23 protein-coding genes and 2 pseudogenes are annotated in these 23,493 nt (G+C 61.8%); 9 read left to right on the top strand and 16 right to left on the bottom strand.

Annotation, left to right across the window (positions count from 1 at the left end):
* Positions 1–244: 244 nt before the first annotated feature.
* A complete protein-coding gene (locus AB4N42_RS10935) occupies positions 245–1,090 on the top strand; it encodes an AAA family ATPase (RefSeq protein WP_003184225.1) in 846 nt (281 codons plus the stop codon).
* A 34-nt stretch (positions 1,091–1,124) separates the two neighbouring features.
* Complete coding sequence (locus AB4N42_RS10930; protein ID WP_003198888.1) at positions 1,125–2,303, top strand: vWA domain-containing protein; 1,179 nt, start codon at positions 1,125–1,127, stop codon at positions 2,301–2,303.
* Positions 2,304–2,422: 119 nt separating this feature from the next.
* On the opposite strand, the gene AB4N42_RS10925 is transcribed toward AB4N42_RS10930, so the two are convergent.
* The 7 genes from AB4N42_RS10925 to AB4N42_RS10895 form a co-directional block, all read right to left on the bottom strand.
* A complete protein-coding gene (locus AB4N42_RS10925; RefSeq protein ID WP_460116170.1) occupies positions 2,423–3,343 on the bottom strand; it encodes a 5-oxoprolinase subunit C family protein in 921 nt (306 codons plus the stop codon).
* Positions 3,340–4,044, bottom strand: coding sequence for a 5-oxoprolinase subunit PxpB (gene pxpB / locus AB4N42_RS10920; protein WP_030141178.1), 705 nt, complete (start codon positions 4,042–4,044; stop codon positions 3,340–3,342). Before pxpB ends, AB4N42_RS10925 begins: the two co-directional genes overlap by 4 nt.
* A complete protein-coding gene (locus AB4N42_RS10915; protein ID WP_407683897.1) occupies positions 4,041–4,793 on the bottom strand; it encodes a 5-oxoprolinase subunit PxpA in 753 nt (250 codons plus the stop codon). The genes pxpB and AB4N42_RS10915 overlap by 4 nt, the downstream gene beginning before the upstream one ends.
* Before the next feature lie 63 nt (positions 4,794–4,856).
* Positions 4,857–6,143, bottom strand: coding sequence for an MFS transporter (locus AB4N42_RS10910; RefSeq protein WP_198797160.1), 1,287 nt, complete (start codon positions 6,141–6,143; stop codon positions 4,857–4,859).
* A 311-nt stretch (positions 6,144–6,454) separates the two neighbouring features.
* A complete protein-coding gene (locus AB4N42_RS10905; protein ID WP_460116169.1) occupies positions 6,455–6,997 on the bottom strand; it encodes a DUF2937 family protein in 543 nt (180 codons plus the stop codon).
* Between the two features lie 12 nt (positions 6,998–7,009).
* Positions 7,010–7,786: a class II glutamine amidotransferase gene (locus AB4N42_RS10900; RefSeq protein WP_030141181.1), complete on the bottom strand. Its 777-nt coding sequence runs from the start codon at positions 7,784–7,786 to the stop codon at positions 7,010–7,012.
* A gap of 31 nt (positions 7,787–7,817) precedes the next feature.
* Positions 7,818–8,312 (bottom strand): hypothetical protein, encoded by a 495-nt coding sequence (locus AB4N42_RS10895; protein ID WP_030141182.1) that lies wholly within the window; start codon positions 8,310–8,312, stop codon positions 7,818–7,820.
* A gap of 158 nt (positions 8,313–8,470) precedes the next feature.
* On the opposite strand from AB4N42_RS10895, the gene AB4N42_RS10890 reads away from it, so the two are divergent.
* Both AB4N42_RS10890 and AB4N42_RS10885 read left to right on the top strand, forming a co-directional pair.
* Complete coding sequence (locus tag AB4N42_RS10890) at positions 8,471–10,525, top strand: S9 family peptidase (RefSeq protein ID WP_460116168.1); 2,055 nt, start codon at positions 8,471–8,473, stop codon at positions 10,523–10,525.
* 219 nt (positions 10,526–10,744) lie between these two features.
* Entirely contained in the window at positions 10,745–11,218 is a 474-nt protein-coding gene (locus tag AB4N42_RS10885; protein WP_030141184.1) for a cyclic nucleotide-binding domain-containing protein, read from the top strand.
* 143 nt (positions 11,219–11,361) lie between these two features.
* On the opposite strand, the pseudogene AB4N42_RS10880 reads toward AB4N42_RS10885, so the two are convergent.
* Positions 11,362–11,643, bottom strand: a pseudogene (locus tag AB4N42_RS10880) (hypothetical protein); the annotation flags it as partial.
* Positions 11,644–11,719: 76 nt separating this feature from the next.
* Between AB4N42_RS10880 and AB4N42_RS10875 the strand changes: the two are divergent.
* The 4 genes from AB4N42_RS10875 to AB4N42_RS10860 all read left to right on the top strand — a co-directional run bounded on the left by AB4N42_RS10875 (position 11,720) and on the right by AB4N42_RS10860 (position 14,030).
* Positions 11,720–12,406: a spermidine synthase gene (locus AB4N42_RS10875; protein ID WP_181286703.1), complete on the top strand. Its 687-nt coding sequence runs from the start codon at positions 11,720–11,722 to the stop codon at positions 12,404–12,406.
* Positions 12,407–12,455: 49 nt separating this feature from the next.
* Entirely contained in the window at positions 12,456–12,830 is a 375-nt protein-coding gene (locus AB4N42_RS10870; RefSeq protein WP_003184246.1) for a YajD family HNH nuclease, read from the top strand.
* Positions 12,831–13,104: 274 nt separating this feature from the next.
* Complete coding sequence (locus AB4N42_RS10865) at positions 13,105–13,575, top strand: RNA methyltransferase (protein WP_030141187.1); 471 nt, start codon at positions 13,105–13,107, stop codon at positions 13,573–13,575.
* Positions 13,576–13,652: 77 nt separating this feature from the next.
* Entirely contained in the window at positions 13,653–14,030 is a 378-nt protein-coding gene (locus AB4N42_RS10860; protein ID WP_030141188.1) for a YgaP family membrane protein, read from the top strand.
* A gap of 121 nt (positions 14,031–14,151) precedes the next feature.
* On the opposite strand, the pseudogene AB4N42_RS10855 reads toward AB4N42_RS10860, so the two are convergent.
* Positions 14,152–15,383: pseudogene (locus tag AB4N42_RS10855) on the bottom strand (hypothetical protein).
* A gap of 31 nt (positions 15,384–15,414) precedes the next feature.
* Positions 15,415–15,864 carry a YcgN family cysteine cluster protein gene (locus tag AB4N42_RS10850; protein ID WP_030141190.1) on the bottom strand — a complete coding sequence of 150 codons (450 nt, stop codon included), beginning with the start codon at positions 15,862–15,864 and terminating at the stop codon, positions 15,415–15,417.
* Positions 15,865–16,023: 159 nt separating this feature from the next.
* On the opposite strand from AB4N42_RS10850, the gene AB4N42_RS10845 reads away from it, so the two are divergent.
* Positions 16,024–16,617: a nitroreductase family protein gene (locus AB4N42_RS10845; RefSeq protein WP_030141191.1), complete on the top strand. Its 594-nt coding sequence runs from the start codon at positions 16,024–16,026 to the stop codon at positions 16,615–16,617.
* Positions 16,618–16,815: 198 nt separating this feature from the next.
* On the opposite strand, the gene AB4N42_RS10840 is transcribed toward AB4N42_RS10845, so the two are convergent.
* From AB4N42_RS10840 to AB4N42_RS10815, 6 genes are all read right to left on the bottom strand, one after another.
* On the bottom strand, positions 16,816–17,748 hold the full coding sequence (locus AB4N42_RS10840) for a D-2-hydroxyacid dehydrogenase (RefSeq protein WP_460116167.1): 933 nt from the start codon (positions 17,746–17,748) through the stop codon (positions 16,816–16,818).
* Positions 17,749–17,867: 119 nt separating this feature from the next.
* Positions 17,868–18,161, bottom strand: coding sequence for a YcgL domain-containing protein (locus AB4N42_RS10835; RefSeq protein WP_030141193.1), 294 nt, complete (start codon positions 18,159–18,161; stop codon positions 17,868–17,870).
* Complete coding sequence (gene rnd / locus AB4N42_RS10830) at positions 18,158–19,291, bottom strand: ribonuclease D (RefSeq protein ID WP_030141194.1); 1,134 nt, start codon at positions 19,289–19,291, stop codon at positions 18,158–18,160. Before rnd ends, AB4N42_RS10835 begins: the two co-directional genes overlap by 4 nt.
* Positions 19,292–19,412: 121 nt before the next feature.
* Entirely contained in the window at positions 19,413–20,054 is a 642-nt protein-coding gene (locus AB4N42_RS10825) for a class I SAM-dependent methyltransferase (RefSeq protein WP_198797152.1), read from the bottom strand.
* 69 nt (positions 20,055–20,123) lie between these two features.
* Positions 20,124–21,773: a phosphoethanolamine transferase gene (locus AB4N42_RS10820; RefSeq protein WP_030141196.1), complete on the bottom strand. Its 1,650-nt coding sequence runs from the start codon at positions 21,771–21,773 to the stop codon at positions 20,124–20,126.
* A 164-nt stretch (positions 21,774–21,937) separates the two neighbouring features.
* Positions 21,938–23,320 carry a glutamine synthetase family protein gene (locus AB4N42_RS10815; RefSeq protein WP_460116166.1) on the bottom strand — a complete coding sequence of 461 codons (1,383 nt, stop codon included), beginning with the start codon at positions 23,318–23,320 and terminating at the stop codon, positions 21,938–21,940.
* Positions 23,321–23,493 lie beyond the last annotated feature (173 nt).

Here is a 23,493-nt window from a genome sequence, read left to right as displayed (position 1 = left end):
AGCAAGCTCCCTCGCCACAACAGCTCTTCGCCTTTAACAAAACTTGGGCCTTAACATATCGCCAAATTGGCGATATGCAATACTGGCAAGCCGCCGAGACTGAGTCAACATGTGACGACCCATTCAGAGACTGAATACAGCGTCTGCGTTCACAGTCGGCGGGGCCTCGCGGTATAGTCGGGCACGACATTTATTTCGCGCGCCCCGCCTCGCCGGGCCGGCGACACCGTTCGAGGAGTTGCAGATGAAGTTCGAAGGCACCAGCGCCTACGTGGCCACCGATGACCTGAAACTGGCCGTCAACGCCGCCATCACCCTGGAGCGACCGTTGCTGGTCAAGGGCGAGCCGGGCACCGGCAAGACCATGCTGGCCGAACAATTGGCGGAGTCCTTCGGCGCGCGCTTGATCACCTGGCACATCAAGTCCACCACCAAGGCCCACCAAGGTTTGTACGAGTACGACGCGGTCAGCCGCCTGCGCGATTCCCAGTTGGGCGTGGACAAGGTCCATGACGTGCGCAATTACTTGAAGAAGGGCAAGCTCTGGGAAGCCTTCGAGTCCGAGGAGCGGGTGATCCTGCTGATCGATGAGATTGACAAGGCCGACATCGAATTCCCCAACGACCTGCTGCAAGAACTCGACAAGATGGAGTTCTATGTCTACGAGACCGACGAAACCATCAAGGCCAAGCAGCGCCCGATCATCATCATTACCTCCAACAACGAAAAGGAACTGCCGGACGCCTTCCTGCGCCGCTGTTTCTTCCACTACATCGCCTTCCCCGACCGCGTCACCCTGCAGAAAATCGTCGATGTGCACTACCCGGACATCAAGAAGGACCTGGTCAGCGAAGCGCTGGACGTGTTCTTCGACGTGCGCAAGGTGCCAGGCCTGAAGAAAAAACCTTCCACCTCCGAACTGGTTGACTGGCTCAAGCTGCTGATGGCCGACAATATCGGCGAAGCAGTGCTGCGCGAGCGCGATCCGACCAAGGCGATTCCGCCGCTGGCCGGCGCCCTGGTCAAGAACGAACAGGACGTGCAATTGCTTGAGCGCCTGGCGTTCATGAGCCGTCGCGGCACGCGCTGATCCTCTTCGTCCAACAAGAGCGAGGGCGATTGCCATGCTGCTTAACCTGTTCAATGAGATGCGCGCCGCCAAGGTGCCCGTGTCGGTGCGCGAACTGCTGGACCTGATCAACGCGCTGAAACAGCGGGTGATCTTCGCCGACATGGACGAGTTCTATTACCTGTCCCGGGCGATCCTGGTGAAGGATGAACGGCATTTCGACAAGTTCGACCGGGCGTTCGCCGCGTACTTCAACGGCCTGGAAAAACTCGACGATCACCTCCAGGCGCTGATTCCCGAAGACTGGTTGCGCAAGGAATTCGAGCGCTCGCTGACCGACGAGGAACGGGCGCAGATCCAATCCCTGGGCGGCCTGGACAAGCTGATCGAAGAATTCAAGAAACGCCTGGAAGAACAGAAGGAACGCCATGCCGGTGGTAACAAGTGGATCGGCACTGGCGGTACCAGCCCGTTCGGCTCCGGCGGCTTCAACCCGGAAGGCATTCGGGTCGGCGACGCTGGCAAGCGCCAGGGCAAGGCCGTCAAGGTCTGGGACCAGCGCGAGTACAAGAACCTCGACGATCAAGTGGAGTTGGGCACTCGCAACATCAAGATCGCCCTGCGCCGCCTGCGTAAGTTCGCTCGCCAGGGCGCGGCCGAAGAACTGGACATCGACGGCACCATCGACCACACCGCCCGGGACGCCGGCCTGCTGAATATCCAGATGCGCCCGGAGCGCCGCAACACCGTGAAGTTGCTGCTGCTGTTCGACATCGGGGGCTCGATGGATGCCCACGTGAAGATCTGCGAAGAGCTGTTCTCGGCCTGCAAGACCGAGTTCAAGCATCTGGAGTACTTTTACTTCCACAACTTCGTCTATGAATCGGTGTGGAAGAACAACCTGCGCCGCACCTCGGAGCGCACATCGACCCAGGATCTGCTGCACAAATACGGCGCCGACTACAAAGTCATCTTCATTGGTGACGCGGCCATGGCGCCCTATGAAATCACCCAGGCCGGCGGCAGCGTCGAGCACTGGAATGAAGAAGCCGGTTACGTGTGGATGCAGCGCTTCATGGAGAAATACAAGAAGCTCATCTGGATCAACCCGTACCCCAAGGACACCTGGGGCTATACCGCCTCGACCAACATCGTGCGCGAGTTGGTGGAAGACCGGATGTACCCGCTGACGTTGCGGGGGTTGGAGGAAGGGATGCGGTTTCTTTCCAAGTAGGATTTTTGGTTGCCTGTACAGGCCTCATCGCGAGCAAGCTCGCTCCCACAGAGATCTTCGTCACACCTGAGATCCCTTGTGGGAGCGAGCTTGCTCCGGGCGGCGATCCGACGATGCTTCTAGCCTTTCAAAAACACCTGCAAACACTCAACCTGCTGCCGATGGGCAACCGCCTGCACCACCGGCCGCAACCGCACCTGCGTCCCCGGCAGGCATTGCGCCAGCCGGGCCAGGGACAGCGGGGTCAAGGCGCCCAGGCGCGGATAACCGCCGATGGTTTGCCGATCGTTGAGCAGCACGATCGGCTGGCCGTCCGGCGGCACTTGCACGGCGCCCAGCGGAATGCCTTCGGAAATCATCGCCGGCCCCTGGTATTCCAGCGCCGCGCCCAACAACCGCATGCCCATGCGGTCGGCGCGACTGTCCAGCGTCCAATCGGTATTGAACGCATCAAACAGGCTACGCCCGCTGAACGCACCGTTCTGCGCGCCGAGGATCAGGTCCAGCGGCTGCACCTGCTGGAAATCCGGAATCCGCGTGTACGGCATTGGGCGCGGCGTCGCCGGGCCTGAATAGCTCAAGCGCTCACCGCGACCCAGCGCTCGCCCTCGCCCATCCAGACCGCCGAGTTCTTCACGCACAACCGTCGAGCGGCTGCCCAGGACTTGCGGTGCGTCGAACCCGCCAGGCGCCGCCAGGTAGGCCCGGGCGCCAAGCACGGGCTGAGTGAGCGCCAGCACCTGGCCTTTGCGCAAACTGAAGAAGCGCCACGACGCCACGCCCTGGCCGTCAATGCGCGCGCCCAGGTCCGCCCCGGCCAACGCCAGCACGCAATCGTCTTCGGCCAACACCGTGAAGCCACCAAGGGTGATTTCCACCACCGCCGCGTCCGGCGCATTGCCGAGCATCCAATTGGCCCAGCTCATCGACAGCCAGTCCGCCGCGCCGCCCTGGGTCACGCCCAGGTGCCTCACGCCGAACCGGCCGGCGTCCTGCAACAGGCACAGCGGGGTGCTGGCCTCGATCAACAAACGGCTCATGCCTGGGCCTCCAGCGGTGTGTCGTCACCGCCCAGGGCGATGAATTCAGCGTGATCGACGGCGGCGAAACGCACCGTGTCACCGGGCTGCATCAGGCTGTAGCCGTCGCGCTCGCGGTCGAATAACTTGGCCGGGGTTCGACCGATCAGATTCCAGCCGCCAGGTGACACCACCGGATACGCCGCAGTCTGGCGCTCGGCAATGCCAACGCTGCCCGCCGCCACGCGCTTGCGCGGGGTGTCGAGGCGCGGTGCGGCCAGTGCTTCGTCCACCAATCCCATGAATGCAAAACCTGGCGCAAAGCCCAGGGCAAACACCTGGTATTCGCGCTCGCTGTGGCGACGGATCACCTGCTCCACCGTCAGCCCGCTGCGACTCGCCAGCAAGCCCAACTCGGGTCCGACGCTGGGGTCGTACCACACCGGCAGCACATGGCATCGGCCAGCAGACCGGGCATCCGGGGAAAGGTTGTTCAGCGCTTCCCCGATCAAATCGCGCGCCTGGGCCGGTGTCAGGCCAAGCAAATCGTAATGCACCATCAAGGTCGTATAGGACGGCACCAGATCGATCAGATCGTCGGCGAAAACCTGGCGCAGGCGCTCGCTGGCAGCGAGCATCCACGGCATGTTGGCCTCGGCGATTTCGTCGAACAGGCGCACCATCAGGCAATCCACCGCCACCACTTCCACGCGTGGTTTCATGGCGCGCTCTGCCGGACCAGGGCTTCGCGGATGCGTTGCACGGCGGCCACCGAACTGGCGTTGTCGCCGTGCACGCACAAGGTGTTGGCCTTCAGGTGCAAGGCGCTGCCGTCGTTGGCAGTCAACGCATCGCCGCGAGCGATCGTCAGGGCCTGCCCAATGATGGTTTCGGGATCGTGATGCACCGCGCCCGGCGCTTGCCGCGAGACCAGGCGGCCGGCGTTATCGTAGGCCCGGTCGGCAAACGCTTCGAACCACAGGGTCACGCCGTACTCGTCGCCCAGGGCCTGGGCGGCGCCGTTGTCACGAGTGGCCATCAGCATCAGCGGCAATTGGCGGTCATAGGCGGCGACGGCCTGGATCACGGCGCGCAGTTGCGCCGGGTTGGCCATCATGTCGTTGTACATTGCGCCGTGGGGCTTGACGTAGCTGACGCGCCCACCCTGGGCACGGCAGATGCCGTCGAGGGCGCCGATCTGATAATGCAGCAGATCCTGCAGTTCCTGGGCGCCATAGGCCATGGAACGTCGGCCGAAGCCCGCCAGGTCCTGATAGGCCGGGTGCGCGCCGATCCGCACGCCGTGGCTCAGGGCCAGGCTGACGGTCTTGCGCATGATGCTCGGGTCGCCGGCATGGAAGCCGCAGGCGATGTTGGCGCAATCGATGAAGGGCATCACCTCGGCGTCCAGACCCATGGTCCAGCTGCCGAAGCTTTCGCCGATATCGCAATTCAATAGCAGGCGGTTCACGGTGAACGCTCCTGTAGGCTCTTTCTTCTTTGACCGTGGGATTTGCATCCCACAGGTTATCAGTTACTCGGCTTCCAACTGCTTGCCTTGGGTTTCCGGCAGGCTCAGGGCCGCCAGGATCACCACGCCGTAGGACACCGCCGCGAACGCCCCGATGCCGACACTCAACGGCACCTTCTGGCTCAGGATACCGATCAACAACGGGAACAACGCCGCCACTGCCCGGCCGATGTTGTAGCAGAACCCCTGCCCTGAACCCCGGATGCGGGTCGGAAACAGTTCGGTGAGGAACGAGCCCATGCCGCTGAACATCCCCGAGGCGAAGAAGCCCAGGGGAAAGCCCAGCCAAAGCATCACGTTGTTGCTCACCGGCACTTGGGTGTACAGCAATACGATGGTGAACGAACCCACGGCGAACAGGACGAAGTTTTTCTTGCGACCGAGGATGTCGCTCAAGTACGCGCTGATCACGTAACCCACGTAAGAACCGACGATGACCATCGCCAGGTAGCCACCGGTACTCAGGACGCTCAGGCCACGCTCGTTCTTGAGGAAGGTCGGCAACCAGGACGTGATGGCATAGTAGCCGCCCAGGGCACCGGTGGTCAGCAGCGAAGCACGAAGGGTGGTGAAGAGGATGCCGGGGGCAAAGATCTCGTAGAACTTCGCCGGATTTTCTGGCGTCAGGCGGGCCTTGGTCTGGTTGTAGACTTCCGGATCCTTGACCAACCGGCGAACGAAAATCACGAACACGGCCGGCACGATGCCCAGGATGAACAAGGCACGCCAGGCGTCTTCCGGTGGCAACACCGAGAACAACAGCGCATACAGAATCGCCGTCATGCCCCAGCCCAGCGCCCAACCCGACTGCACCATGCCCACCGCCTTGCCGCGGTCCTTGGCACGGATCACCTCGCCCATCAACACCGCGCCAGCGGTCCATTCGCCGCCGAAACCGAAGCCCATCAAGGTGCGGGCGATCAGCAGCTGTTCATAGTTCTGGGCAAAGCCGCACAGGAAGGTAAAGAAGGCGAACCACAGCACCGTCAGTTGCAACGTGCGCACCCGACCGATGCGGTCCGAGAGAATGCCAGCGACCCAGCCGCCCAGGGCCGAGGCGATCAGGGTGCTGGTGTGGATCAACCCGGCCTGTCCGGTGGTAATACCCCACATCGCAATCAGGGTCGGCACCACGAAGCTGAGCATTTGCGTGTCCATGCCGTCCAGGGCGTAACCGATCTTGCAGCTCCAGAAGGTGCGACGTTCCTGCTGGTTGATGTTGCGGTACCAATCGAACGGACCGGAACGGGCCTGGGGTTGGGGGACGCCGAGCGTGTCGGGTGCACTCATGGTGGTTCTCCACGGTTTTATTGTTGTGAGTCTCGACGACGCAGACGTGGAGACCGTTGCCCCGATTCTTGAGCGCGCAGCTGATCGCGTCCAACGAATAAAACCTTGGCCGGGTCATAAGAAAAATTTGATTGGGTGGCCCAAACAGCGAGAGAACGGAGAGGACACCGTTGTGGCGAGGGGATTTATCCCCGCTGGGTCGCGAAGCGGCCCCAACAAGGCCACCTCCTGTATCAAGCAGGATTACCAATGGGGCCGCTACGCAGCCCAGCGGGGATAAATCCCCTCGCCACAAAAAGCCCGCGGCGGCGCTATAGCCCGCGCAGGTCACGCTCTTCGATCGGCCGGCTCTGGCGCAAGCGCTTGCCGCCCAGCACCACCCAGTCGATCAGGCGGAACAGGCATTCCAGGCCGAACGACAGCAACATCGCGCCGCTGATGCCCCAGATCATCGCTTCCGGGGTCAGCAGGATCTGGTAGCTGTAGCCGTTCCAGGTTTCCTTGCGAATATCCGGATCGGCCGCCAGCGCCACCTGCAACAAGCGGATGTACCACGGGCCTTGCATCGCCTGGAACTGCTTGTCCAAGGCCTGCTGGCGCACGAGCAAGGTGTTCAGGCTGTCGGCGTCGCTGCGAAAGATCGGGTCTTCGCTGGCGCGGTAATGGGCCACCAGGGCCTGCATGTCACCCTTGAAGAATTGACTGGCGGTGCCCTGGAAACCTTGCAGGCCGGTTTGCGCCTCGATCAGGTGCGCCTCGACCCGCTTGGCGTAATCATTGATGAAGCCCGGCACCTGGACCCCGACCAGCAGGCCCACCGCGAACAACACCAGCCGTAGATAACTGAGCAACATAACGTGACGTCCTTATTCGGTGCGGCCATGGCTGACGCATTCACCGCGTCGCCACAGGCTCCATTGACCCGGTTCGTAGCGGGTCCAGGTTTCGTTTTCGGTCAAGGGTTCGGTGGCGATCACCGTGACCACATCGTTGGGGGTGGTTTCAGCCTGGAAATCCACGATGACGTCGACATCCTTGAGCCGCGCCGGGCCAAACGGCGCGCGCCGGGTGATCTGGGCCAGTTTGGTCGAGCAATAGCAGAACAGCCAGTCGCCATCGCTGAGCAGGCAATTGAAAACACCCTTGCTACGGTATTCGCTGCAAGCGGCGATCAACGAAGGCAACAATTGCTCCACTTCCACTGGCTCGGGAAAGGCCTGGCGCACACGGTTGAGCAAATCACAGAACGCCGCTTCGCTGTCGGTATCGCCCACCGGGCGGTAGAAGCTCACGCCCGGCTGGAAATCGGCGAGTTGGCCGTTGTGGGCGAAACACCAGTTGCGGCCCCACAATTCGCGCACGAACGGGTGTGTATTGGACAGGCAGACCTTGCCGACGTTGGCCTGGCGGATGTGCCCGATGACCACTTCGCTCTTGATCGGATAACGCTGCACCAGGTTCGCCACTTCCGACTCGCTGCTCGCGGCCGGGTCCTGGAACAGGCGCAGGCCACGGCCTTCATAGAACGCGATGCCCCAGCCGTCACGGTGCGGCCCGGTCTTGCCGCCCCGCTGCATCAGCCCGGTGAAGCTGAACACGATGTCGGTCGGCACATTGGCGCTCATGCCCAATAACTCACACATGCTCGAACCCTCGATTGATTGGGCAGCCCGGCTACAGGCGTGGTTCGATTCGCGAACGCTGGGGATTGCTCGGCACGGGTGGCCGACCGTAACGGTCGTCACCGGCCACACCGAACGGTGGCTCGTCATCAGGCTCCGCAGCGGCGGCGGCTTTCGCGGCGGCCGCCCGCTCTCTGCGAGCGTTGGCAGCGCGCTCGATGGGGAAGCGGATCAGCACGAAAATCAGATAAAGGCCGAAGGCGATCATGCCGTACATGAGCAGATCGGACGCCGCGCGCCAGACGTTGTTACCAACCTTGAACAACACGTCCAGGGCGGCGATGGCCAGCGCCGGGGCAAATTTTTCCTTCACCGGGTCCACGATAGTGGGGCTGAACAGCAGCACCGCCATCAGCAGCCGCAGCGGCTCGCGCAACCAGCGCCACATGAAGCGGGTCATGCGCATCCAAACCAGGAGGCAGCCCAGGGCGGCAAAGGCGTACAAGCCCCAGGCAATCAGATAGTCGTTCTCGGTCATGGTGTCCATGGCAAGGCAGGCAAAGAGGCGCTTATAGTAACGGCTTTTCGCTCGTCAGGCTGCCCCGGCTTCTGCAGCAGACTGATGCGGTCAAATTTCCAGCTCGGCGACCGAACCGACCCAGCAGGCCACTTGTCCCTTTTCGTATCACGCTCGAGAGTTTTTCCATGCCCCTATCTGCCCAAATTTGCGATGCCCCGATTGCCCGCAAGGCCCCCGGCGTCGACCCGTATGCCTGGCTGCAGGAGCGCGACACCGATGCCGTGCTCGAATACCTCAAGGCTGAAAACAGCTATCAGGAAGCAGCGCTCGCCGACCAGGCCGAACTGCGCGAAACGCTGTTCCAGGAAATCAAGGGACGGATCCTCGAGACTGACCTGTCCTTGCCCTCCCCCTGGGGCCCGTACCTGTATTACACCCGCACCACGGCCGGCGACGAATATCCGCGCCACTACCGCTGCCCGCGTCCGGCCGATGACAGCCTGACCGTCGATGAAAGCCGCGAACAGTTGCTGCTGGACCCGAACGCCCTGGCCGGCGGTGGATTCTTTGCCCTGGGCGCGTTCAGCATCAGCCCGGATCACCAGCGCCTGGCCTACAGCCTGGACACCACGGGCGATGAGATCTACACGCTGTTCGTCAAGGAACTGTCCAACGACAAGGTCAGCGAACTGTCCTTCGAAAACTGCGATGGCAGCATGACCTGGGCCAACGACAGCCTGACGCTGTTCTTTGGCGAACTGGACGAGACCCATCGCCCCCATAAGCTGTTCCGTTATCGCTTGGACGGCACCGCCGCCGAAGAGGTGTTCCACGAGCCGGACGGGCGTTTTTTCCTGCATTGCTACCGTTCAAGCTCGGAGCGCCAACTGATCCTGTCCCTGGGCAGCAAGACCACCAGCGAAGTCTGGGTGCTCGACGCGACGCAACCGCAGCAGCCGTTTACCTGCGTGGCGCCACGGGTAGAGGACCATGAATACGACGTCGATCACGGCTTGCTCGACGGCGAATGGACCTGGTTCATCCGCAGCAACCGCGACGGCATCAACTTCGCGTTGTACCAGGCGGCCGACACAGGTGAGGCGCCGATCGAGGCTGACTGGCAAAACCTGATCCCCCACAGCGACACGGTGATGATCGACGGCCTGAGCCTGAACGCCACGGCCATGACCTTGAGCCTGCGCGAAGGCGGCCTGCCGATCATCGAAGTTCACCCACAAGGTGTGCCGAAATATCGGGTGCAATTGCCAGACGCGGCCTACAGCCTACACGTACAGAACAGCCTGGAGTTTGTCAGTGAGCGCATCCGCCTGCGCTACGAGGCACTGAATCGCCCGGCGCAGATCCGCCAATTGGACTTGGCCAGCGGCGATCAGGTCGTGCTCAAGCAAACCCCGGTGCTGGGTCCGTTCGATGCCGATGCCTATGTCAGCCAACGACTCTGGGCCACCGCGCCGGACGGCACGCAGGTGCCCATCAGCCTGGTGGTCAAGCGAGAATCCCTCGGCAAACCCGTGCCGCTGTACCTGTACGGCTACGGCGCCTATGGCGAAAGCCTCGACCCGTGGTTTTCCCATTCGCGGCTGAGCCTGCTGGACCGCGGCGTGGCGTTTGCCATCGCCCATGTGCGTGGTGGCGGTGAACTGGGTGAAGCCTGGTATCGCGCCGGTAAGCAAGAGCACAAGCACAACACTTTCAGCGACTTCATTGCCTGCGCCGAGCACTTGATCGCCAAAGGCTTGACCACCGCCGACCAGTTGGCGATCAGCGGCGGCAGTGCCGGCGGGCTGTTGATCGGCGCGGTGCTCAACCAGCGTCCGGAGCTGTTCAAGGTCGCGATCGCTGAAGTGCCGTTCGTCGATGTGCTCAACACCATGCTCGACCCCGACCTGCCATTGACCGTGACCGAATACGACGAATGGGGTAATCCCGAGGAGCCGGACGTCTATGATCGGATCAGGGCCTACGCCCCGTACGAAAACGTCCGCGCCCAGGCGTACCCGGCCATGCTGGTGATCGCCGGTTACAACGACAGCCGCGTGCAGTATTGGGAAGCGGCCAAGTGGGTCGCGAAGCTACGGGCCACCAAGACCGATGACAATCCCCTGCTGCTCAAGACCGAACTGGGCGCCGGCCATGGCGGCATGAGCGGTCGTTACCAGGGATTGCGTGACGTAGCACTCGAATATGCGTTTGTGTTGAAGGTTTTGGGGATGGTCTGAGGAACTCTGGAGGATGGCCGGGTCTTAGCTGCATGCGCAAGGCTCAGACATGACGCTGTCCCAATGTGGGAGCGAGCTTGCTCGCGATGGCGCCAGTTCAGCCACATGGTTGTCGACTGATACGCCGCTATCGCGAGCAAGCTCGCTCCCACAGGGGTTCGCCTACACTCAAAACAATCCAAAAAATCGCAGAAAACGACAAGAAAAGACCGTGACGACATGTCAGAACCGACCTTACTGAACAAAGAAATCCGCGACTGGCTGATGGACTGCGGTCTGTTCGACCAATTGCTGCCCGTCGACTTTGCCGCCGCGTCGGGTTACTTCAGCATCAGCACCATCGCCCAGGGCGAGGCGATTTTCCGTGAAGGTGATGCCGGCAGCTTCATGTGCATCCTTCACACCGGCCAGGTGGCCGTGCAGAAAACCGGACCCGACGGCCAGCCAGTGACCATCGCCACGCTGCGCAGCGGCCGGGCCTTCGGCGAAATGGCCGTGCTCGACGGCGAACGACGCTCGGCCAGTTGCATCGCCGCCACCGATTGCCAACTGCTGAACCTGGGCAAGGATTCCCTGGAGAAAATGCTCAACGACGCGCCCAAGATCGCCGCCAAGATCATCCGCGCCCTCGCCGTCTCCCTGTCCAAGCGCCTGCGCATGGCGGATGGGCAGCTGTTGTCGCAGCAGGTCTGACCACCATTAAACCTAGCCGGAGCCTCTGTGGGAGCGAGCTTGCTCGCGATAGCGTCAGTTCAGCCAGTATCAATGTTGACTGATACACCGCTATCGCGAGCAAGCTCGCTCCCACAGGTTATTGCATTGTGTGGGCGTCCTACCCCCCCCGGCGACTTGACCTTCGGCGGCTTCGGCTCCATACCCGGTATCGGCTGGTCCTTCGGCGGCCTGGGCATTTCGATGGGCGGTAACAGGGGCGGGCCGTTTCCGGGTGCCACCTTGGGCACTCCGCTAGGCGTCACCGGCGGATAGGGCATGGGCGTGGCGGTGCCCGGCGCCCCCGGGATGCTGGGCGGGCTGACCGGAATCGTCGGCTGCTGGGCCTGGGCGCAACTTATCGAGAGCGCCGCCAGGGCAATGGCCGTTAGAATGATGCACTTCATCAATGGCTCCGTGGCTATTGTCTGCTTTCAGGCTAGCCCCTGCCGGGCCGGTCTGCTCCTTCCCCATGAGATTTCCATGAAACGTTTTGTTCTGCTCGACACCACGCCTATCCCTGACAACGGCGGCGCCCTGTGCCTGTTCGAGTACGGCGAAGATTTCGTGATCAAGATCCAGGGCGGCGACGGCGGGCAGCTGATGAACACCCGCATGCACGGTTCCGAAGACGCCTTGGCCGAGATTCCCTGCCGCAAGGTCGCCGGTCGCCCCGGCTCGCGCGTGTTGATCGGCGGACTCGGCATGGGTTTCACCCTCGCCTCCGCCCTCAAGCACCTGGGCAAGAATGCCGAAGTGGTAGTGGCCGAACTCGTGCCAGGCGTGGTGGAGTGGAATCGCGGCCCCTTGGGTGAAAAGGCCGGACGGCCGCTGTCGGACCCTCGCACGGTGATCCGCATGGAAGACGTGGCCAAGGTGCTGCAAGCCGAGCCCCAGGGGTTCGACGCGATCATGCTCGATGTCGACAACGGCCCGGAAGGCCTGACCCAGAAAGCTAACAGTTGGCTGTATTCGGCAGGAGGCCTGGCGGCGTGCGCCAAGGCCCTGCGGCCTAAAGGCGTCCTGGCGGTGTGGTCGGCCAGCGCCGACCGGCAGTTTTCCGACAAGTTGAAGAAGGCCGGCTTCAAGGCCGAAGAGGTGCAAGTGTTCGCCCATGGCAACAAAGGCACCCGCCACACCATCTGGATTGCCGAGAAACTCAAGGGCTGAGCTAAACTCTGTCCAACCGTCATTCAGTCTTTTCTACAAAGGTGAACCCATGAGTTCGTCCACCCCACCGTCCAACACCGCCAAGCTGGACCGCATCCTCGCCGACGCCCAGCGCGACCGGGAGATGGGCTATCGCGACAAAGCCCTGAAAATGTACCCCCACGTCTGCGGCCGCTGCGCCCGTGAGTTTTCCGGCAAGCGCCTGAGCGAACTGACCGTTCACCACCGCGACCACAACCACGACAACAACCCACAGGACGGCTCCAACTGGGAGCTGCTGTGCTTGTATTGCCACGACAATGAGCACTCGCGCTATACCGACCAGCAATATTTTGGCGACGGTTCCCTGAGCACGCCGAAGATCGCCAAGGCGACCCACAACCCGTTCGCTGCCCTGGCGGGCTTGATGAAAAAAGACGAATAATCCAGCCATTGTGGCGAGGGGATTTATCCCCGCTGGGCTGCGCAGCAGCCCCAATATCTCATTGCCGCTGCGAGCTGTCAGACGTAACGCAGGGGGCCGCTACGCGACCCAGCGGGGATAAATCCCCTCGCCACAGGAATTCCTTGAGCGACACAAATCCAATGTGGGAGCGGGCTTGCTCGCGAAGGCGGTCGACCATGCCCCACACATCTCGAACCTGACCACGCTCCCCATTCCCCGTATAATCGCGCCTTTTCCCAAAGGCACCCCGTCCGTGGCCAACAAACGCTACAGCTGCATCGGTCTGTTCAACCCCAAGTCGCCGGAAAACGTCGGTTCGGTCATGCGTGCCGCCGGCTGTTACGGCGTGGCGTCGGTGTTCTACACCGGCAAGCGCTATGAACGCGCCGCCGACTTCGTCACCGACACCAAGAAGGTCCATTACGACATTCCGCTGATCGGCATCGACGACTTGAAGAAGATCCTGCCCCTGGGCTGCGTGCCGGTGGCCGTCGAGCTCGTGGAAGGCGCCCGTCCGTTGCCCGAATACACCCATCCGGACCGAGCGCTGTACATCTTCGGCCCCGAGGACGGTTCGCTGGACAAAGACATCCGCGACTGGTGCGAAGACGTGATCTACATCCCCACCAACGGCTGCATGAACCTGGCGGCCACGGTCAATGTCGTGTTGTACGACCGCATGGCCAAAGGCAACAACACGCGCTCGGGTCCGCAATTCCGCTGACCGGCGGGAAATTCCATGGAACGACGGATTCGCTCTGGCAGTCAGCTTTATACAATTCCCCACACTGGAGACAGATCATGAGCGATAACAATCCGTTCGGGCCGGTGGATACCACCCCTTTCCAATCCCGCAGCCCGCAGAACGTGCACGGTTGGGAGCGCATCGGTTCATTGGCCGGTGGGGTCCTGATGATGGGCAAGGGCTTGCGCCGTGGCGGTGTGATCGGCCTGGCGCAACTGGCAATCGGTGGCATGGCCCTGGCTCGCGGCATCACCGGGCATTGTTCGGCGAAAAGCCTGCTGGAAAAAAATCGCCAACATCTGCATGACGCCCGCGCCCGCATCGAGCAGGCCGGCGACGAACTGAGCCGCATGAAGACCAATGCCGAGGCGGCGACTGGCACGGCTACAGTGACGGGGAATGATTCGTTGAGTTCACCTAGGGCTGGGCTCTGATTTTTGCAGTGCCGCTGATGCCCTCATCGCGAGCAAGCTCGCTCCCACATTGGATTTGTGGTGTTCACAAGAGCCCTGTGGGAGCGAGCTTGCTCCGGGCGGCGTTCCGACGAAAGCGGTATTAATGAAGTAACCGGGTATCCAACACTGTAGAGCCCTCACCCAGGATACTTTCGCTGAGCTGCACAAACTCCCCGGTATCCACCGTTTCCAGGCGCATCGCCCCTTGCAGCACGTCATCGAGGGAGCGCTTGTTGCGGGTCTTCAGGCGAATCTCCCGATCCAGTTCCTGCAGCAACAGCACCGCCTTGGCAACCATCGCCGGGCTCACCTGGTCGCCGCGCAAGGTCGTGACACCCTTGCTGTCCCGGGCGAGACGAGCATTCAGGGCTTGATAGCGCTCGTCGCTCATGCCGGCCGCGCGGCGCAACAGTTCGATGGCGTAGTACTCATTCAATCCTTCGCTGATCCAGTCACTGCGATCCTGATCGTTGATGCGCACCAGCATCTGCATCAACTCCCGCAACAACGGACTGCTGCCCCGTTCGCTGACCAACGGCGGGCGGCTGTGCAGGTAGATCGATTCGTGGCCCGCCAGGACGCCACGCCACATCGGATCCCCGGCGCCGACGATCAGCAGTTTGGCCGGATGACGCGGCACCACTGCCTGCACCTGCGGCCAGACAAACGTCAGCAGCGTCAGCACATCCATCCGCCGCATGCCCTGGCCCAGGGGCGAAGCCACTGTCACTTCGGTCTCGCCCAGGCGCGTGCGGCGACTGCCGAGTTTGCCGACGAGCATCCAGCCCGTGGGGCGATCGAACAAGCGCGAGGGGTTATCGATACGAAAGCGTTGCTTGCCGATACGCGGCCAAGGCGTCTCGATGCTTTTCCAGCCGTTGGGCAGTTCGAACGCCAGGCGAGAGACCAACTCGATGCCGTCCTGCTGGTCCAGCTTCGCCGGTGGCACCAGGTCATCGCCGCGCAGCAGCGCCCAGCTCGGCGTCATGCGGGTTTCGAAAGAGCCGTTCTTGCGCGATTCGCTGATGCGCACGCGGTAGGTCAGGCTCGCCTTGCCGGCATGGAGGGACGCCAAACGCCCCGCGATGCCTTGCCAGGCGTGAGCTGCCATTGGCCGTCCGCCTTGAAATCGCTGTAGCGGCCTTCATCGCCCAAGTCAAAGTCCAGGCTGCGCACCGCCGAGCCCCGCGCGAGGGTCAGGCGCACTTCAGCCTGGTCGCTCTGCGGCAACAGGTGAACGTGGTAATCCAGATCGACTTTCTGTGCTGCCCACAGCGGCCCGCACACCGCCAGCAGCCCCGCCGCCAGCAACCGTTTCAATCCTGCAGCCATGGGCGCTCCCTGGTGATGCGATGCCTTGTGTTCAGCCCGCGCGAAAGATCAGGTGATCTTCCCAGTCTTCTTCGGCCACGCTGCCTTCGGCCAGCATGCGCCCGGATTGGGAAATGCGTTCGTGGTGCACGGCGTCGCGATCACCACAGACCAGGTGGTGCCACAGCGGCAGGTCCTTGCCCTCGCTGACCAGGCGATAGCCGCAGGTCGGCGGCAGCCATTTGAACTGATCGGCCTTGCCCGGCGTGAGCTGGATGCAGTCGGGGACGAAGTCGCGGCGATGGGCGTAGTCGGTGCACTGGCAGGTTTTCAGGTCCAGCAGTTTGCAGGCGATACGCGTGTAATAGACGGTGTTGTCGTCTTCATCCTCGAGCTTTTGCAGGCAGCACAGGCCGCAGCCGTCGCACAGCGATTCCCACTCTTGTGGATCGAGCTGATCGAGGGTTTTGCGTATCCAGAACGGTTCGACTTTGGCGGCCATGGCTCAAGCATCAACATCATGTGGTGAAAAGGCCGACAGTCTAGTGCCGCGACCTCCCGAGGCCAAGCATTGGCGACTGTCGGTAGAAGGGACTTGTCAGGCCGGACGCCGGGACGTAGGTTGCTTGATCACGTTTCCGAACCCAGCCAAGGTGAGCCCATGAGCGCCAATTCCCGCATCGCCGATTACACCATCCATCCTCAATTCATCGAGCGCTGGTCGCCCCGCGCCTTCACTGGCGAGAGCATTGCCGAAGAAACCTTGCTGAGCTTTTTCGAAGCCGCGCGCTGGGCTCCTTCGGCGTACAACTCGCAACCGTGGCGCTTCCTGTACGCCCGTCGCGACACGCCGAACTGGGAGCGTTACCTGGGCCTGCTCAACGAGTTCAACCGTGGCTGGGCCCAACACGCCTCGGCGCTGGTGATCATCGCCTCGAAAACCACCTTCGCGGTGCCCGGCGCCACGGAAGAAACCCCGGCCCAGTGCCACACCTTCGACACGGGCGCGGCCTGGGGTCACCTGGCGTTGCAAGCGAGCCTCAGCGGCTGGCATACCCATGGCATGGCCGGCTTCGACCAGGAACTGACCCGCAAGGAACTGAAGATCCCGGACGGCTACGCCCTGCATGCCGCCGTGGCGATCGGCAAGCTGGGGGACAAATCGACGCTGGCCGACTATCTCCAGGCCCGCGAAGTCCCAAGCCCGCGGCGGCCGTTGAGTGAGTTGGTGGCCGAGGGTGATTTCACCCTGTAAAGCAGAGCTACGGTGCCTACTTAAATGTGAAACCGAACCCGTGTCGAGGGAGCTTGCTCCCGCTCGGCTGCGCAGCAGTCGTAAAAATTCAGCCGTTGCCTGATGCATCTTGTTGAATGGTTTTGGGGCTGCTGCGCAGCCCAGCGGGAGCAAGCTCCCTCGCCACAATGGCTCATAAGCCTTTAGGAAAGTTGGGCTTCAGTAACCTCGGGCGAAATCCACTTCCCCACGCAGCGCTTCACCAGCCTGGTAGGCGCGCAGGTTTTCCAGGAACAACTGCACCATCATCGGCGGCGAGGTTGGTGCCGAGCTGTGGCCGGTCAACAGCAGGCCCCAGGCCGTCCAGAACGGATGACGCTGCGGCAACGGCTCCTGGCGACACACGTCGATCACCGCGCCGGCCAGATGCCCTTCCTTCAAGGCTTGCACCAGGTCCGCGTCCACAACCGCCACGCCACGGCCGACGTTGATGAACAACCCGCTGGGCTTGAATTGCTTGAACAGCGCCGCGTCGTAGATGTCATGGGTATCCGGCGTATTCGGTAGCAGGTTGATCACGTAGTCCGCTTCGCCCACCAGGCGCGGCGAGTCCTTCAGCGCCCCCACCTCGATAAACGGCGCCAACTCACGGGCTTCACTGGCGATGCCGTACAACTGCACGCCAAACGGCACCAGGAACTGCGCCACCCGCTGGCCGATATCGCCAGTGCCGACGATCAACACCTTGCGCCCCGCCAGGCTTTGCCCTTGGCGGTTGTCCCACTTGCGCTCCACCTGGCTGACCAACCGCGCCAGGACTTCGCGTTCATGCCCCAACATGTAGGTGAGCACATATTCGGCCATCACCTGGCCGAATATGCCGACTGCGCGGGTCAAGCGATAATCGCGCGTCAGGCCCTCGGCCAGCAGCGGCGTGATGCCCGCCCAGGTCGATTGCAACCAACGGGGCCGGTGACCTTGACGCAACAGGGTCGCCAACAGGTCAGGCTGGCCGAGCCAGACCGGGCAGTCAGTGGCTAGCCGCGACAGCTCGGCGGAATCGCCGCTGGTCAGCACCTCGATGTCGGGTGCAGCCTGACGCAAGAGCTGGGCATAGACCGCGTGGTCGTGTTCGGCAATCAGAACGCGCATGAATCAAACCTTTCCAAACAGTGCAGACGGCCGCTGACAGAGTGTTGCTCCATCCATGCGGCCCATCGCCAATAATCATTTCAATATTCAAGAGGCCCCAGGACGGGCGCCCCGAAGTATCAGACCGGGTCGTTGCGTCGCAGCAACTCTTCGGGCAGATGCTCGATGTACTCGTCTTCAGCCGGAGGCATCTGCAAGTGATAGCCCTGGGTGTCGAGGTTTTCCAGCACCTTGTTGATGTCCTCCCGGGACAGTTGCCGCTCCGGGCTCAATACCAGGTCGAAGGCATGGATGGCCTTGCCGAACGCGGCCATCAACGGCTCGGGCACGCGGGCCAATGCCTCGCTCTTGAGCACGTAGAGGTACATTTCGTTTTTCTTCGAGCTGCGGTAGATGGAGCAGATACGTTTCAAGGCTGTTCTCCGGCGGTGGCCAGGCTGTCGAGCAATGCCTGGCCCATCAACTCGCGGCGCCAGCCACGCAGCGAATCGGGCAATTGGTAAGGCCCCTCGGGAAAGCCGCTCTTGATCAGGGCCTCGAGGGTTTTCTTGCGCAGCATCAGTTCCGGGGCAATGCCCAGGCGCTCGGCTTCAGCCTGCCCCAGCGCCTTGAGCCGCTTGACCAGCGCCGAGGCCTCGATCGGCAGCGGTTCGGGCACTGCGGCCGGCCATTGTTCAGGTGGCACGCTGCCCGCGCGCTTGATCAGGTCGAGCAGGAACTCACCGTCCTGGCGTACGGTACGCGGGTGCATGTCTTCGATCTTCGCCAGCGCACCGAGGTTATCCGGCTGCGTGCGGGCCAGGGGCCATAGCGAATGCTCGCGAATGATGCGGTTGCGCGGCAGGTCACGGGCGCGCGCCTCGCGCTCACGCCAGGCGCACAGCTCGCGCAGTACGGCCAATTGCGCCCGGGACAGCTTCCAAGCCAGCTTGGCCTCGCGGTACACCTCGTACGGGTCGACCTCGCGGCGCAGGTTGGCCACCAGTTCGGCGCCATCCTCCAGGACCCAGCTGTATTTTTCGTCGGACAGCTTCGGCCGCAGTTGTACGAAAACTTCCGCAAGATGCACGGCATCCTCGGCGGCATAGCTGATCTGGGTTTCGGACAGGGGCCGCTGCAACCAGTCGGAACGGGTCTCGCCCTTGGGCAATTCGATGCCCAGCACTTCCTGCACCAACCGCGAATAACCCATGGAGAAACCCAGGTTCAGGTAGGCGGCGGCCAATTGCGTGTCGAACAGCGGCGCGGGCAAGCTGCCTGTCAGGCGCAGCAAGACTTCAAGGTCTTCGCTGCAGGCGTGCAATACCTTGAGCACCGCCGGGTTTTCCAGCAGCGCGGCCAAGGGCTTCCAATCGTCGATGGTCAAGGGGTCGATCAGGTACGCACTTTTGCCATCACCGATCTGCAGCAGGCCGGCAATGGGATAAAAGGTGTCGACCCGCATGAATTCGGTGTCGAGTGCGACGAACGGCAACTGTTGCCATTCGGCGCAAAACCGACCGAGGCTATCGTTGTCGCGAATCCAATGAATATCGATGGCCACACGGCTCTCCCTTGAAGAATGGCGCGCAGTATATATCGCCGTCGGCGATTGCGAGCATCTACAGAGCAAGAGCTTGAGAGAAATCGCCTGCGCAAACGCAAGAATAGTCCTACATCTGCAGTTATCCGGCCTTACGTAATACATACACCCGTTTAAACGCCAGGCCGGGCAGGAAATCCTGATGCCACACCACGCTGAAACCGGCCGCGAGAAACTCGGCTTCGACGCAGGCCTTGTCGGTGAGGTTTCGTTGTGAGGCGTGGCCGAGCTTGAGGCGTCCCTCGACCTGCACTGACACGATCACCGTGTCCCGGCTGACCCGGTGGAATTCCCGCAGCAAAGCCAGGCGATGTTCGCTGGCCTGGATGTGCATAAACAATTGCAGACAGAAAATGCAATCCACCGCGTTCGCCGACAGCCCAAGGGTGAACGCCGAGCTGGGAAAAGTCTTGATCCGCTGGAGCAGCGCACCGCCATGGTGGCTGCGGGCATGATCGAGCGTATCCGGCGACGGGTCCGCCGCCAGGATCACCCGGTTGGCATGTTCGCCCAACACCGGCCAGAACCGCCCCGCCCCACACGCGACGTCCAGTACCAACCCAGGCTCACCGGCCACCTTCAAGGCGTTGCGTACCAGTTGCTCATCACGCCAGAAAGTCAGCCGCAGCCGCCGAGGCGTCGGCTGACAGCAGATTTGCGCATGCTCCTGGTCATGCTGCCTGGCGAACTCAAGCTCGACGGTGGAGGGGGATTGCCCGGGCATACTCTCGGCTCACGGAAAAGGTTGGACGACAGGTTAAACAGGGCTACGTGAAAAAAAGGTGTAGGAAGATTATTCCCTGGCCAACACCCCATCGATCACTGCGCTGCGGCAACTGGCGAACATGTCCAAGTCCTGGTTGTAGACCTTGCTGTTGACTTCCAGCAGCCCGAGCATCGAATGAAACAGGTTGTCCTGGCTCAAGGGTTTGTCCCGACTCATTTGCAGGCAATGCGTATCGACCGAGAAGGACTTCTGATAACTGTCGGAAAACCAGGCCAGCATTGCCACATGCTTCTGCTGCTCAGGGGCCAGCATGTAGGGCGTGCCATGGAGGAACAGGTTGTATTCGCCCAGGGACTCGCCGTGGTCCGACAGGTACAGCATGGCGGTGTCGACCTTGTCCTGGTTGGCTCGCAGCAAATCGATCAACATCGACAGCACGTGATCGGTGTAAACCAGCGTGTTGTCGTAGCCGTTGACGATGCTCTCGCGGCTGCAATTGTTCAGCGCATTGCTTTCGCACACCGGGGTGAAATGCTCGTATTCCTTCGGGTAGCGCTTGAAATATTCCGGCCCATGACTGCCCATCTGGTGCAACACCAGCACGGTGTCCTTATCGAGGGTGTCGATGAAATGTTGCAAGCCCTGGAGCAGGATTTCGTCGCGGCACTCGCTATTGGCGCACAGGGACGGATCCTTGAGATTACTGACGTCCTGCAACGTGACCCGATCGCAGGTGCCTTTGCAGCCGGACTGATTGTCCCGCCAGATCACTTCCAGCCCGGCGCGCTTGAGCACGTCCAGCAGCCCCTCTTCATTCTTGGCCTTGCTGGCGTCGTAGTTCTTGCGGCCCATGTTGGAAAACATGCACGGCACTGACACGGCCGTCTCGGTCCCGCAGGAATGCACGTCGGTGAAAGCGATCAGGCCGGCCTCTTTGTCCAGTTGCGGGGTGGTATCACGGTTGTAGCCAAGAATGCCGAAGTTCTCGGCACGCGCGCTTTCGCCGACCACCAGGACAGTGAGTGATTTTCGTGCATGGGTTTGCCAGGCCGGGTTGCGGCTAGCATCCTCGCCCAACGTGATGAACGGCTGCTTGGCCGACGCGACTTGCTCGCGCAAATAACCGAACGACGCCCCGATGTAGTTGCTCGGCACCACCATCAGATGCAGTTCATGGTGGTTGCGAAACAACGAAGACAGCCCTTGATAATTGATCATGGCCACCGCGCCGAGCACCGCAACCGAGGCCACGCCGACCAGCAACTTGCTCAACAACTCCCTCGGCCAGCGGCGATAACTAATCGGCGTCTTGAACAATAACCAGGAAGGCAAGACACCTAACAAACCAATGTAGACGAACAACTTCAACGACAATAGATCGCGAACTTCCGTGGCATTGGTTTCGGCGAAATTTCGCAACATGCCGGCATCCATCAAGACCCCGTACTGGGCCATGAAATACGCCACGCCCGCGCTGATCATGAATAACAACATTAACAACGGCTTGAGCACCGGGCGGAACGCCAACAACGTCAACACCAGGTTGAACGCGCAGAACACGATTACGGCAAATGCCAGGCACAGCAGCAGGCCGCGGCCATCCGCCGCAGTAATCACAAGCAGGTGCTGCCAGAGAATAAAGTTGAAACCCACTAACAAAAAGGCACTGGCGACCAGCGTCACCCACTCGGGGCGCACGGCTTTAATAGTCAGCATGATGATTGGAGGCTTCCTGAAGTTGCTCTTTTAAAAGAAAGTGCCGCAAGCAAATGTGAAAAATTCATTTCCTACGGCAACACAAACTTTAGGCAGCCCACCATCAATTTTTCGTGAAAAAGTTGCCAGTAAATAATTATTTAAGGAACGTTTTCAACCCCCCGTCAGGCTTGGTTCAGGTACCAGCGCCAGTCCTGCTCACCTACTTCCCCCATGAATTGACGATATTCGGCGCGTTTGACCGCCAAATAGACACCGAGAAACTCGCTGCCAAACGCTTCTCGTGCCCATGGCGAGGCCTCAAGCGCATTCAAGGCTGTAAGCCAGTCGGTGGGCAGCAACTCGGTCGCCTGGGCGTAACCATTACCTTGGACCGGCGCGCCGGGATCACGCTGTTGCCGTATGCCGCGATGAATCCCGGCCAGTATCGCGGCGGCGGCCAGATACGGGTTGGCATCGGCGCCGCAAACGCGGTGTTCGATGTGTCGCGAAAACGCCGGGCCGCCAGGCACCCTCAGGCTGACCGTGCGATTGTCCACGCCCCAGGTCGGTGCCAGTGGCGCATAGCTGTTGCTCTGGAATCGACGGTAGGAGTTGGCGTTCGGGCAGAACAGCAAGAGCGAATCCAGCAGCGTATCGAGCATTCCCCCTACCGCGTGACGCAGCAGCGGCGTGCCGTCGGCGGCTTCGCTGGAAAACAGGTTGTGCCCGTCCCGGTCCGCCAGGCTGACGTGCATGTGCATGCCGGAGCCCGCCAGATGCTCGAATGGCTTGGCCATGAAACACGCCGCCATGCCGTGTTTATGCGCCACGCCCTTGACCAGGCGCTTGTAGCGCACCGCCTCATCCATGGCCTGCAAGGCATCGGTGCGGTGCTCGAGGGTGATTTCGACCTGCCCCGGTGCGTATTCCGAAATAGCGGTTCGGGCCGGAATGCCTTGCAGTTTGCAAGCGGCATACAGGTCGGCCAGGAACGGCTCGATCTGCTCCAGCTCGCGCAAACCATAGACTTGTGTGGCCCGTGGCCTGCCACCGTCAGCGTCACGCGCCGGTTGCGGTCGGCCTTGGCTGTCGCGCTGGGCATCCAACAGGTAAAACTCCAGCTCCGCCGCCATCACCGGGTAATAACCGTCGGCCTGCAAGGCGTCGATCACCCGGCTGAGCAGAAGGCGCGGGTCGGCGACTGCCGCAGGCATTCCTTCCTCGGGATGCATGCCGACCTGCACGGCGGCGGTGGGAATCAACCGCCACGGCATGCGTTGCAAGCTGCCGCTTAGGGGGTAGGCACGGCAATCGATGTCGCCGACATCCCACACCAACCCGGAGTTTTCGACGTCGTCGCCATTGAGGGTCAGCCCGAGCATCGTACTGGGCAGCGGTCGACCGTTTTCGTAGACCGCCAGCAGCTCGTCCCGGTGCAATAACTTGCCCCGTGGCACGCCGTTGTTATCAAGGATGAACAGTTCGAAGAGCTCGACATCAGGGTTCTGATCGAGAAACGCCCGGGCGTGTTGCACGGGCGCGAAAGCATTTTTGGCAAGGCTCATGGGAAGGCTCGTATTTCCATGTCGGACGGGCGACCAGGCGCCGTCGGTCTGTGCTCGCCAGCGACGAACACGGTGTTTGATCAACAGGAAATACGGGAATCCGGAGGACGCGCGTGGCGACAGTGCCACAAGGCCCAGAAGGCCAGTTCGGACGGCAGCGCACTGAGGGATGG

The sequence above is a fragment of the Pseudomonas sp. H2_D02 genome (assembly GCF_054677635.1).
The sequence above is the reverse complement of the archived record's forward strand: the minus strand, read 5'-3'. Positions and strand labels throughout refer to the sequence as shown.